The sequence below is a fragment of the Methylovorus menthalis genome, from assembly GCF_020523625.1.
In the GTDB taxonomy this organism is placed as follows: Bacteria; Pseudomonadota; Gammaproteobacteria; order Burkholderiales; family Methylophilaceae; genus Methylovorus; species Methylovorus menthalis.
Map to the genome: position 1 here is coordinate 821,222 of NZ_JAJAQH010000006.1, position 12,218 is coordinate 833,439.

The 12,218-nt window shown below is 55.2% G+C and carries 12 protein-coding genes; 5 read left to right on the top strand and 7 right to left on the bottom strand.

Features of this window, described 5'->3' with window-relative positions; genetic code table 11:
- Positions 1 to 15 precede the first annotated feature (15 nt).
- The gene (locus tag LG204_RS09680; protein WP_230337076.1) at positions 16 to 810 is read right to left on the bottom strand and encodes a sulfite exporter TauE/SafE family protein; all 795 of its coding nucleotides are present in this window, start codon (positions 808 to 810) and stop codon (positions 16 to 18) included.
- Positions 811 to 957: 147 nt separating this feature from the next.
- Between LG204_RS09680 and LG204_RS09685 the strand changes: the two genes are divergently transcribed.
- The 3 genes from LG204_RS09685 to LG204_RS09695 are packed head-to-tail and all read left to right on the top strand — an operon-like array spanning position 958 to position 3,915.
- Positions 958 to 1,893, top strand: a complete 936-nt coding sequence (locus LG204_RS09685; RefSeq protein ID WP_230337077.1) for a CysB family HTH-type transcriptional regulator — start codon at positions 958 to 960, stop codon at positions 1,891 to 1,893.
- Positions 1,894 to 1,927: 34 nt separating this feature from the next.
- Positions 1,928 to 2,407, top strand: a complete 480-nt coding sequence (locus LG204_RS09690; RefSeq protein ID WP_230337078.1) for a DUF302 domain-containing protein — start codon at positions 1,928 to 1,930, stop codon at positions 2,405 to 2,407.
- Positions 2,408 to 2,418: 11 nt separating this feature from the next.
- Entirely contained in the window at positions 2,419 to 3,915 is a 1,497-nt protein-coding gene (locus tag LG204_RS09695; RefSeq protein ID WP_230337079.1) for a helicase HerA-like domain-containing protein, read from the top strand.
- A 10-nt stretch (positions 3,916 to 3,925) separates the two neighbouring features.
- On the opposite strand, the gene LG204_RS09700 is transcribed toward LG204_RS09695, so the two are convergent.
- Positions 3,926 to 4,546: a DUF4124 domain-containing protein gene (locus LG204_RS09700; protein WP_230337080.1), complete on the bottom strand. Its 621-nt coding sequence runs from the start codon at positions 4,544 to 4,546 to the stop codon at positions 3,926 to 3,928.
- A 103-nt stretch (positions 4,547 to 4,649) separates the two neighbouring features.
- Between LG204_RS09700 and LG204_RS09705 the strand changes: the two genes are divergently transcribed.
- Positions 4,650 to 5,216: an IMPACT family protein gene (locus LG204_RS09705; protein WP_230337081.1), complete on the top strand. Its 567-nt coding sequence runs from the start codon at positions 4,650 to 4,652 to the stop codon at positions 5,214 to 5,216.
- 60 nt (positions 5,217 to 5,276) lie between these two features.
- Here the strand turns inward: LG204_RS09705 and LG204_RS09710 are convergent, their stop codons facing one another.
- The 5 genes from LG204_RS09710 to LG204_RS09730 form a co-directional block, all read right to left on the bottom strand.
- Entirely contained in the window at positions 5,277 to 5,945 is a 669-nt protein-coding gene (locus tag LG204_RS09710; RefSeq protein WP_230337082.1) for an OmpA family protein, read from the bottom strand.
- Between the two features lie 139 nt (positions 5,946 to 6,084).
- Positions 6,085 to 6,891, bottom strand: a complete 807-nt coding sequence (locus LG204_RS09715; RefSeq protein ID WP_230337083.1) for a formylmethanofuran dehydrogenase subunit C — start codon at positions 6,889 to 6,891, stop codon at positions 6,085 to 6,087.
- On the bottom strand, positions 6,888 to 7,796 hold the full coding sequence (gene fhcD / locus LG204_RS09720; RefSeq protein ID WP_230337084.1) for a formylmethanofuran--tetrahydromethanopterin N-formyltransferase: 909 nt from the start codon (positions 7,794 to 7,796) through the stop codon (positions 6,888 to 6,890). Before fhcD ends, LG204_RS09715 begins: the two co-directional genes overlap by 4 nt.
- Positions 7,793 to 9,472, bottom strand: a complete 1,680-nt coding sequence (locus tag LG204_RS09725) for a formylmethanofuran dehydrogenase subunit A (RefSeq protein WP_013442348.1) — start codon at positions 9,470 to 9,472, stop codon at positions 7,793 to 7,795. The genes fhcD and LG204_RS09725 overlap by 4 nt, the downstream gene beginning before the upstream one ends.
- A gap of 26 nt (positions 9,473 to 9,498) precedes the next feature.
- A complete protein-coding gene (locus LG204_RS09730; protein ID WP_230337085.1) occupies positions 9,499 to 10,797 on the bottom strand; it encodes a formylmethanofuran dehydrogenase subunit B in 1,299 nt (432 codons plus the stop codon).
- Positions 10,798 to 11,139: 342 nt separating this feature from the next.
- On the opposite strand from LG204_RS09730, the gene LG204_RS09735 reads away from it, so the two are divergent.
- Positions 11,140 to 12,150, top strand: a complete 1,011-nt coding sequence (locus LG204_RS09735) for a beta-ribofuranosylaminobenzene 5'-phosphate synthase family protein (RefSeq protein ID WP_230337086.1) — start codon at positions 11,140 to 11,142, stop codon at positions 12,148 to 12,150.
- Positions 12,151 to 12,218: the final 68 nt, after the last annotated feature.

The window sequence follows — 12,218 nt, forward strand, 5'->3', positions numbered from 1 at the left end:
TGATACGGCTTGCCTTTATGCTAAAACAAATTTTAAACCGATAATCAGCAACAGCGTTGCCAATACTGGGCGTAATACTTTTTCTGGAATGCGCGCGCTGATGTGGCTGCCTATCCAGATGCCAGGCAGTGAGCCAATCAGCAGACTTCCCAGCAAGGTAAAGTCTACGTGACCTAGCGACCAATGACCGATACCGGCAACAGCGGTCAGCGGAATGGCATGTGCCAGGTCTGTTCCCACCACCTTGAGCGTACTCATCTTGGGGAACAGGAACAGGATGGCGATGGTTCCCAAAGCCCCAGCGCCTACTGATGACAGCGTCACCAGTACCCCCAGAATGGCGCCTGTCAGAATGGTCGCCGGAATCTGCATTTGTTGGAACCGACCTGTGCTGACAACGACATCTTCAATCTCGCGCGTATGCTGCCGCATCAACACGCTTCTGATCAGCAGCGCACAGGCGGTGAGTATCAACGCAATACCAAGCGAATAGGTGATAAGCCCGGTGGTTTCCTTGCCTATCGACATTAGATGCTTGATGACATAAATGGTGCCAACCGCGAAAGGCAGGCTGCCCATGGATAGCCAACTCACCACTTTCCAGTCGACGGATTTATGCGTGCCATGATGCACCCATACACCACCCGTTTTGGTAATCGCTGCAAATAACAAATCGGTGCCCACGGCGACGGCAGGTTTAAAACCAAACAAAAATACCAGCAGTGGTGTCATCAGGGAGCCGCCACCTACGCCGGTGATGCCTACCAGCAAACCTACGGCGAATCCTGAAGCAATGTAGCCAAAATCCATATTGTCAATTCGTTATTTTATATAGGGTTTTTCAAAAAGCAGTTTTTTCGGAAAAGCTTTTTATTTTATCAGTAAATCGAGTGCCTATTCATAATATGTTATTCTATGAATATCTGATTTGGTTATAAGGCTGGAGCAGGATACGTCATGAAGCTTCATCAATTGCGCTATGTACATGAGGTTGCCAAACAGGGGATGAACATCTCCCAGGCGGCAGAAACCTTGCATACCTCACAGCCTGGTGTCAGCAAGCAAATTCAACTGCTGGAAGAAGAGCTCCAACTGCAGATATTCCTGCGGAATGGTAAGCGCTTGGTCGGCGTGACTGAACCGGGCAAGATTATACTGGACTTGGCCGATCGCGTCATGCGCGAGATGAATAACATCAAGCGCGTAGGCGAAGACTTCACCCAGAAACAAGCCGGTACCCTGGTCATAGCCACGACGCACACGCAGGCACGCTATCGTCTGCCGGTCGCCGTCAAGGCATTTACCGAACAATATCCTGACGTCAAACTCACCATTCATCAGGGCAACCCCTCCCAAGTCGCCGAGCAGGTAGCCAGTGGTGAGGCGGATATCGGTATTGCGACCGAAGCGATCAGCAAGGAAGATAAATTGGTGGCCTTGCCTTGCTATGACTGGAACCGTTGCGTTGTCGTCCCGCATGGACATCCTCTGCTGACGGATACACCCCTTACCCTGAAGAAAATCGCACAGTATCCGCTGATCACCTACGATTTCGGTGTGACTGGCGGCTCTGTGGTCAGCCATGTCTTTGAGAAAGAAAACCTGACGCCTAATGTCGTGCTGACGGCGATTGATGCCGACGTCATTAAAACCTATGTCGGTCTTGGCATGGGCATCGGGCTGATGGCGAGCATGGCGTACGACAAGGAGAGGGATAGTGGGCTGGCGATGCTGGATGCCAGCCATTTATTCCCCGTCAGTACCACCTACCTTGGCTTTAGACGCGATACTTTCTTGCGAGGCTATATTTATGGGTTTATCCAATTGCTGGCGCCGCATCTGGACAAAAAAACCGTCAATGCTGCTATTCAGTCTGCCAATCCCACGCCCTAGTTCCATGAATGTTGCATGCCTGGTTCTGCGGGTAATGCTAGTGGGGTTTCTCTGGAACGCCGCACAGGCAATCGCTGCCAGCCCTATGCCTCCGGTAGACCCCAATAACGCCATTTATGAAGTGCCAGTGGAACCGGGCGTCAGCTATGACGATGTGGTGACCAGCCTAAAGGTAGTGTCCGAAGGCGAGAACTTTGTTAATCCCGCCAATTTCCCGATTGGTGAGCACATGAAAAAGCGCGGACAGGATCCCCATGGCGTGCTGGAAGTGCGCGCATTTTGCAATCTAGGTCTGGGCGCTGAGATTATGCTGGATCATCCCGAGTTTGTTGTATTCGCCCCTTGCCGCATTGCCTTGTATGAAAAAGCCGGAAAGCTGTTTTTGGGACTGGACCGGCCAACCTTTGATTTGAAAAACATCAAGAACCCAACACCGCGTGCTCAACAAGCCGCGCGCGAACTCGAAGACACATTGATCAACATCATTGATAAAGCCCGTAAGGGCGACATTTGAACGAGGAATCCATGAGCACATCGATGCTGATAGCGAAAAGCGAAGAATTCATTTATCTATTGCCACGCATGGCCAATCGCCATGGCTTGATTGCCGGCGCAACAGGCACAGGTAAAACCGTTACGCTGCAGAGCATGGCGGAGGGTTTTTCGCGTCTGGGGGTTCCTGTATTCATGGCAGATGTGAAGGGCGACCTTTCCGGGATGGCCTATGCAGGCGGTAATAACTCGAAAGTGCAGGCGCGTGTCGAGCAGCTTGGCTTGGAAAATTTTGCCTTGGCGGCGTGTCCGGTAACCTTCTGGGATGTGTTTGGCGCCAAGGGGCACCCGATACGCACCACCGTGGCAGAGATGGGGCCATTGCTGTTATCGCGCATGATGAACCTTAACGAGGTGCAAAGCGGCGTGCTGACGGCGATCTTCAAGATTGCGGATGATCAGGGCTGGTTGCTGCTGGATCTGAAAGACTTGCGTGCCATGATCCAGCACACGTCGGAGCATGCTGCCGAATACACCGCGCAATACGGCAATATCTCCACCGCCAGTGTGGGCGCCATTCAGCGTGCGCTACTGCAGCTTGAGCATGAAGGCGCCGACCAGCTGTTCGGTGAGCCCGCGCTCAATCTCGACGATTTCATGCAGACTGATGCCCAAGGGCGAGGTGTCATCAATATTCTGGCCGCCGATACGCTCTACAACTCGCCGCGTGTCTATGCCACCTTGCTGTTGTGGCTGCTGTCCGAGCTGTTTGAAAAAATGCCGGAAGTGGGGGATCTGGATAAGCCCAAGTTGGTGTTTTTCTTTGATGAAGCGCATTTGCTGTTTAATGAAGCGCCAAGTGCGCTGATGTACAAGATTGAACAAGTCGTGCGACTGATACGCTCCAAGGGTGTAGGCGTGTATTTTGTCAGCCAGAACCCGCTGGATATCCCAGATGTGGTGCTGGGGCAGTTGGGTAACCGGGTGCAGCATGCCTTGCGTGCCTTTACGCCGCGTGATCAAAAGGCCGTCAAGGCGGCTGCCGAGACCTTCCGTGCCAATCCAGGGGTGGATGTTACCCGGGTGATTACCGAGCTGGGGGTGGGGGAGGCTCTGGTTTCTTTGCTAGATGAGAAAGGCAGCCCTGCGCCGGTAGAGCGTGCCTTTGTTTGCCCGCCAGGCAGCCGCATTGGGCCTGCTACCGATGCCGAGCGCGACGCCATTATCAAGGCCTCGCTCTTGTATGGGCATTATGAAAAAAGCGTGGACCGGCTATCTGCTTATGAGGTCTTGAAGGGACGGGCCGCAGCCTCTGAAGAAACGCCGAAGGAAGCGGATAGCGGTGGTTTTGACTGGGGCACTTTGTTTGGCGGAGATACGCCCGCTTCTGGTAAGAAACCATCTGGCCGACAGCCCGACGGAATTCTGGAAACCGTGACCAAAACAGCCGCCCGCACCATAGGCGCCGAGCTGGGGCGCCAGATTATCCGCGGTGTGCTGGGTTCCTTGCTGGGCAATAAACGCAAATAAGTGACATGGCTTAGTTGGCGCGGCCGCCCATAGGGCTGACTTTTGCGCCTCCAGGCTGCGTATTGCCTTGCGTGTATGGGAAGCCGAAGCCTGGTCTGTATAAATTACGTGTGCGCTGGGTATACGTAGGGTCTACATCCGAACTACCGCATGCAGCTTGCACGGCGCTAATCTGTTTATCCAGCACTTCGGGGTCTCCTGCCGTGCTATCGCTTGCTTCATAAGAGGCCTGCAGGCTTTTGCGCGCGGCGATACATTCACTGGAGGTGCTTTTGTCCGCCACCTGGGCCTTGCCGGTATCGTTGTTGCGCAACTTGGCTTGGCGGATCAGATCGCGTTGCTCCGCCGTGATCGCCAGCCGTTCAGCCTTGGCGATATCATTAGCGGCCAGTGCCGCTTTTACTGCCTCATCCAGCTGTTGCACATAGCGATTCTTGTCTGTGGCGGCAGCACCTTCTTGCGTGGGAGCCGGATCAGCCTGAATGTCCAGCTTGGTTTGACCGGATTTGGAAGCGCAGGGCGTATCCGAGTACACCACGCCCTGACTGCTTTCGCATTTATATACCTGTGCCATGGCTGGCGTTGCTATCGCCAGCAGAACCAGGCTGAATAAGCATGTGGCATTTTTCATCAATACGGTTCTTCCCATTTGGTTTTGTTATGACCGCCGCAGAGTGCGATAATTCGCCCGCAGGCAGCCACTGCCACTTCATTTTTAGATCAGGCATTTTGATTTGCAAAGAATTTTAACATCGGCCCATGCCGAACAGACCATTAATAAATCGCGCTTCATTGCGGCAGTCGATTATTGCGAAAACGAGCGCGCCGTTGCGGCAGCGTTGCGCAAGCTGGCATCGCAACACCAGGGCGCCTCGCATCTTGCCTATGCCTTTCGCCTGAAAACCGAGCAAGGCATTGTGCAGCGCTTCAGCGATGCCGGTGAGCCATCGGGCACGGCGGGCAAGCCCATCCTGCAGTTTCTCGAGGGGCGCGATCTCATCAATGTCTGCGTGGGCGTGATTCGTTATTACGGCGGCATCAATCTCGGAACTGGCGGCCTGGCCCGTGCTTATGGGGGTACCGCCAAGATGGCGTTGGAAGCCGCACGTACCGGGCCGTATGTTGAAATGCGGCAGTATCGTCTGCAGCTTAACTATAACAAGCTGGATCAGTTTGTACGGGAGTTGCAGCAACGGCATGGCGAGGTGCGTGACAAGCAGTTTGGCGAATATGTGCAGCTTGAGATTACGCTGCCATTGTCAGAAGAAGAGTGGCTGATCGGGCGTTACGGTACGCCCTGATCCCGCTACGATAAGACATTGCCAGGGGCGTTCACCACCTGGCAATGCGGGAATGGTGAGTTATTGTGGGGTCGTTGCTGCGGCTTGCGGCTCGGCAACAAAAATTTCTACACGACGATTCTTGGCTCGATTGGCATCACTGTTGTTTTCTACCAGCGGCTCATGTGAACCACGACCTTCCGTGGTGAATCGGCTAGCAGCCGCACCGCGCGTGACCAGATAGTCCCGGGCGTGGGCAGCGCGGTTCAGCGACAGCGGGTTGTTCACGGCATCCGTGCCTGTATTATCGGTATGGCCGACGATCGTCACCTTGGTCGCTGGATTGGCTGTCAGGCTCTGGGCAAAACTATCCAGCACTGGACGGAAGTTTGGCTTGATATCTGACTTGCCACTATCAAAAGAAATATCGCTTGGAATATCCAGTTTCAGCCGATTATCCGCGGTTTGACTTACCTGCACACCCGTGCCCGCAGTGGCTTGTTCCATTTGCTGTTTCTGCTCTTCCATGCGGCGTGACCAGACATTGCCACCGATGGCACCTGCACCGGCGCCAACCGCGGCGCCGATCGCTGCACCCTTGCCACCACCTGCCAATGCGCCGACTACTGCGCCAACCCCAGCACCTATGCCCGCACCTTTGGCGGTCCCTTTCTGAGTTTCTGTCATATTGGCACAGCCGGTTACAGCCAGTGCCAGCAATAAGGAGGAGGTGATCAGGGGTGATTTCATATTGTGTTTCTTTCTCGGGTTTAATGATATGTATTGGGCAGGTGGCAGGGAGCTAAGTTCTGGCAGTGCGAACAAGTAGGCAATAAAAAACCCGACATGAATGCTCCATGTCGGGCATCGCTTCCTGTTAATGCTAATCTTATTTGAATACTAGGATTTCGCCTTTGCCGTCGTTGGCAATATCGCCTGCATAGCGTTGCACACGATTACGATTGATAGCGGCAAACTTGGTGGGCAGATCGCGGAATGACTTGAACATCAGGCTCAGGAACGGCAGCGTATGCGAGCCGCAATCCTGAATCGTGGCATGCAGCTTGGGGGCATTGTTGAGCAGCACAGTGCCGCGGCGCATGCCATAGGCCAGATACTCGCCAGTAGTGCCCATGACGCCGATGGTGCCAGCAATCATGCGCGAAGCGCAGTAGCTACCGACATTACCTTCGATCAGCACCAGTCCGCGGCGCATTTGGTCACCTGCACGCTCGCCAGCATTGCCGGTAATGATCACGGTACCGCCTTTCATGCCACGGCGCTCGCCGATAATGGCAGACGCCAGGAAGTCGCCGACATTGCCATGCACATGCAACAAGCCCCCCGCCATGCCGCTGGCAGCAAAGTCGCCGGCATTGCCCTGCAGTACGATCTCGCCTTTGCGCAGCTTGAATGCCAGATAGGAGCCGACATTGCCATGAATGGTAATGCGGCCGCTACGCATGCCATGCCCGATGTAGTCCAAACGGTCGGTGGCATTTTTAATGACGATATCGGTGGCATCGTCACCGGAGATATCAAACAGGGCGTCAACACGCGGTTGCTCATGGCCGCTGGGCAGTGCGATTGCGGCGATGTCAGCCAGCGATTTGCCAGCCAGCGCATCCGGCGTCAGTGCGCTCAAGTCCACGCGTTGCTGCGGGGCGTTTTTCAGGGTAAAGGTAAGAGCGCTCATGCGTAGTCTCCGCTCATGATGTCGCGTAGTTTGAACAGGAATGGCCCCAACTTGCCACCGTAATTACCGGCAGAAATGCGCTTGATGCCATTGGCGGCACCTAGCTCACAGGCAGCGGCAATCCCGACATACATCGCTTTGTTGATATCCTCTGCCGTCAGGCCATCGATCACGATTTCCATTACTGACTCGATTTCCGGTGAAAGCTCGGTCTTGGTGATGCCTTTGAGGGTGGGGCAGAACGCATCATTGGTGGACGCAATCAGCGTCTTGTACTTGGAGCCCACCTTGGAGCCCGAGCGCACGACGCCCCCTGGGAAAGGCATGATCACATTCGGGATTTTCTTCATGGCTTCAATGGCTGCTTCGCAGGCAGCCAGGGCCTGTGGTTGCGATTCGGCAAGGATCAGGAAGTTGCCACCGCCCACGGCACGCACCATGCCCGTGGTTTCTTCCGTCATGAATTCACCATCCATTACCGGCACACGCCAGTAGCGCTTGCCGCCAAAGACCTTGGAGGTCTGGAAGCCATCGCCAAAGAAGCGCAGGTTTTTGCCGAGGTTGATCCGGTCGCCGCCTTCCAGGCCGGAGAATGCTGCAGCCGTGGGGCAGGTTAGTACACATTGCCCCATGCGGGTTTCCAGTTGCTTCATCAGCACGGCGCTCCCCATGGCAAACATCAGGACGGAGACGCCTGGACGGCCATCCGGCGTTTCTTCCGGCGTAAGCTCGCGCTCAATCCCGGCTTCTACGCCACAGGCAATCACCGAGGTGGCAAAACCGGTCATGGCTTGCGCGGCGTTGTAAGCCCATTTCAGATTCTGGGCGGTGATGATGACGCGAGTCCCGCGCATGCCGAAGGCTTCGGCAAAGGTATCGTCTATCGATACTCCATTGATAATCATGCAGTTTTCTCCCGTCTGCCCTTGCATTCCTGAACGATGACACGGCTATGGCCGCCTTCGCTGATTTCATCGGCCGACACTTTGAAGTGTTCCATATTCATGGTGTGGTAGGTGTCGAAATACTTTTTCAGGTCTTTTTCGATACCGGCACGGTCAAATTCCGGCTTGACCGTGTGCGTGCTGCCCCAAGTAACCTTGACCACTTCACCATTGCGCACCACCAGTTCGCCATCCTTGAATACATAGTCCGGCTTGGCAAACATGGCTTCGCGGTCAGGGTTGTCGGTGTAGACGGTAATGTCGGCACCGGCGCCCACGCCCAGATGGCCGCGATCATGCAGGCCGACCAGGCGCGCAGCGCCGGCACGGGTCATGATGGCGATTTCATACAGGCTGTATTCGCGCTCGATGCTGTTCAAGGTGCTCATGGCCTGCGCATCCAGGTTCAGCTTGGTGAACATGTCATTGCGGAAGCTCTTGTCCATCAGCAGCTTGATCAGGTGCGGATAGCTGGTAAATGGCGCGCCATTCGGGTGGTCGGTTGTCAGGAAAATGCGCCATGGATCTTCGGTCAGCAGGAATATTTCCAGGCCGATCGCCCATTGCAGGGCATTTACGAAATTCTGATCCTTGTACTTGAATGGCACTACACCGCAGCCCGCATCGCACTCGATGTCCATGATCACTGACTTCTTGGGGCTGGCATGACTGGCATTGGCAAACTGGCGCATATTGTCGCCAGAGGCGGTGACGGTCTGGCCAAACAGAATCTGGCCGACGTCAGCAGAGACGTTCTTGTGCTTGTTCAGTGCCTCGGCAATGGCGGCCGCGCCGGACGAAAACTTGCGATCGCCTTCGGTGCCGTAGCTGTGGAACTGGATGTGCGTGAGGTGAACCGGGAAGCCTTCCACCGCGCCCATGGTCTTGAGCGTGGTTTCGACGTTGCCAGGTACGCCCAGGTTGTTGCCATGCACATGCAACGGGTGAGGCACACCCAGCTCATGCACGGCGCGGCTGAGCGCCTTCAGCACTTCACGCGGAGAGATCTGATAGTGGGCATGTTGCTCATCCAGATCCAGCGCACGCTGATTGAACTTGAACGCGCTGATGCCGCCGGGATTCACGACCTTGATGCCAATCGCCTGACTGGCGTGCATGATCCACGCGACGTAATCGTTGATGGCATTCTGGTCCTGTTTGGCCGCCAACATGCGCAGGAAGAAGTCATCGCTGCCTATCATGGCGTAGCCGCCCTTGTCGATAATGGGCGTATCGCACATTTCAAGGTGGGACTGACGTGCATTGACGGGCAACAGGGCAGGCTCGAAACCGGCGGTGTAGCCCATTTCGGCATAGCGATAGCCGGTGGTCAGGGTGGAAGGTGCCGCATGGCCACAGCCTGAACGGCAGAATTCGGTATGCACCGTCGGGTCAATACGGTGATCTTCGGGCAACATGGTGCGGGCGATATTCACCTTGCCGCCGCCGATGTGCGTATGCATGTCAATGGCACCTGCCATGACAACCTTGCCACGCAAATCGTATTCCTGACTCACGGGTTCGCCATCTCTTGGGCGTTCCACAATGCGGCCGTCACGCACATAAATGTCCATGACCTTGCCATCAATCTGATGTGCGGGGTCGTAGACCGTGCCTCCGGTAAGTTTAATCAACATAGCGTATTCCTTAAGTCAGATGCGGCCTAGAGGCCGGCTTCGATAGCGGAGAGAACGTCGCCCAGGGTGGGCAGGTCGGTCGCACGCAATTGTTTGAGTGGCAGTGCCACCGAGCTGTCGCTGCGGAATTGAATGCCTTTGGTTTCAATGCCGGGTACCGCCACCGGAATAAAGATATCTGGCTCGGTTTCAAGCTCCAGGTTGGGGTGGCCGATCACGATATTGGCGATCTTGCTCGCCGGTGGCAGTCGTGCCGGATTGAAGCTGCTGATCCACACTATGGCATCTACCTGGCCTTCCGCCAGCAGACGGTCGGTTGCATAGTGATGCGGTTCGTAATCGGGGTAGTCATTGCGGTAGGACATGCGGAATGGGTAGCCGCTGATCCATGAGCTGGTGTTATACGCGCCAACATCGCCTTCGCTGCCACTCAGTGGCAGACCGGAGGAGCGGGTCGTGGCATTCAGTTTGTCGACAATGCCGACGATGTTCTGGATGGCCAGTTCGGCATGCGGAAAGTCGAGGGCGCTGGCGGTCCAGGCGACCACGCTGTATTTGGCGGCCTGCAGGCGCTCGGCCAGCTTGGCAAGATCAGCTACCTGTATGCCAGCGACTTCGGTTGCAATGACTTTTTTGCCTAGCAGAATGGCCCGCAGCACGCCCAGCACTTCTGGCAATTGCGCTACATCGCAGGGCAGCACGGTAGGCTTTACGCCTTTGGGCGATACGCCATGGCTGGTATCCAGATCGCGGCCACCCAGATAAACCACTTCGCGGCTGGAGGTATCCTGACCGAACATGCTTTCCGGATTCCAGATGTTGCGCTCAAAAAAGCGCGAGAAATAACTGACGATATCAGTACCCACCACCAGCAAGAGATCAACCCGGTTTTTCACTTCGGTTAGCGTCGTGATCTGCCAGCCTGAGTTCTGCATCACCAGCAGATTACGCATTGAGCTTTTGCCATTCATGTGGTCTATGGTCGCGCCTGATTTCTCGGCCAGATTCATGACGGCACGCATGCCCTGAATATCGGTGCCCAGGCCGCTCAGCAATGGATGCTTGGCTCCGCCCAGGATTTCGGTGGCTTTGGCAATCGCGGCTTGCAGGTCAGCTGGCTTGCCGTTGATGCGCGCCTGGGTTGTCTTTGGAATGTACTGGAAAAACTTGACGCCCTTGGCACATGGGTTTTTGACAACTTTCAATGCACCATCCGCATGTCGTTCCACGCTGAGATCGTCGCAGAGCAGCCCGCAGGCCGGGCAGGTGACGGCTTCAATGGTACCGGGGCTGGATAGATCGATTGCTTGAGAGAGATGCTCCATGCGAAACCTTATCGTGTAAGCGGGTACCGGAGTGCCCTAGTGATGATTTCCCTGTTATTTTTTAGTGTGCGCTCGGGAGTGACGGCTGCGCATCTGTTGAATCACGGCCTTGAGCGGCCTTGACCTTGCTAACTGCAAGGATTATGCAGCTTAACAAAAGCCAGCGTCAAGATTGAGTTTGCTCGCGCCAGCACGCGCATTGGCTGGCTAGTCAGGATTGATTCTTATCTACACTCTGACCTCCCGGTATTGGCTGGCCGAGATTGTCTTTTACGGGATATAAAAAACGGCCATGCTGGGCTACAATAAGCCGCTTTTGCAGCCCCCAACAAGCGATTAACGATGTCTAGCAGTTACACCCATCCCTCAGTCAACACGCCACCTGGTATTGCCAGTGTGCATGTGAAAACCTCTGCCAGATTGCACATGGGGTTTTTTGATCTGAATGGAGACCTCGGGCGTCGTTTCGGCAGCCTGGGTGTATCGCTCGATAAGCCATCCACGGCTCTGACGGCTTATCCTGCTGCTACCATTACGGCAGAAGGTCCCGGCGCCAAGCGCGCATTGAAAACTGCACAGCGCATTGCCGATGCCCTCAATCTGCAGGCTGGTGTGCACATCGTCCTTTCAGAAGCTATTCCTGAACATGCCGGGCTTGGGTCCGGTACTCAAATGTCCCTGGCGGTAGGTACTGCCATCAGCCGACTCTATGGCCTCAATCTCAGTTTGCGCGATATTGCGGTTCTTACGGCACGAGGTGCCCGCTCTGGTATCGGACTCGGCACATTTGCTACCGGAGGCGTAATCGTTGACGGTGGTCGCAGCAGTGAAACTGATGTGCCGCCAGTGATTGCACATGCCGATTTTCCTGATCAATGGCGCATTCTGTTGATATTTGACCATGGTCGTACCGGGGTTCATGGCACCCAGGAGGTCGACGCATTCCGTCAGCTTCCCCCGTTTCCCGCGCAGAGTGCAGCAGAGCTTTGCCGTTATGTACTGATGCAGGCATTGCCTGCGCTGGCTGAGCATGATTTGCCAGCCTTTGGTCGAGCCATCCGCGAATTGCAGGAGCGCACCGGGGATCATTTTGCGCCAGCCCAGGGCGGCCGCTATGCGAGTCCGAAAGTGGCAGAAATATTGGATTTTTTGGCCGGGCTGGGCGTGGAATGTTTGGGACAAAGTTCCTGGGGGCCTACAGGTTTTGCAGTTTTTGCCGATGTTGAAGGTGCGGAGCGTATGCTGGAAGCGTTACAATCCCGCTATACTGATGAGCAAGGCATTGAATTCCTGTTATGCAAGGGCGGCAATGCCGGGGCTGAAGTAAGCGTAGTTCAGGAAGGCCTGGCTTAGAAAAAGAATTACAGACTTTTTATGCGAGTAGTGCAGTTTCAAGTAGTTAAGCAGTGAGCGGGCTGGCA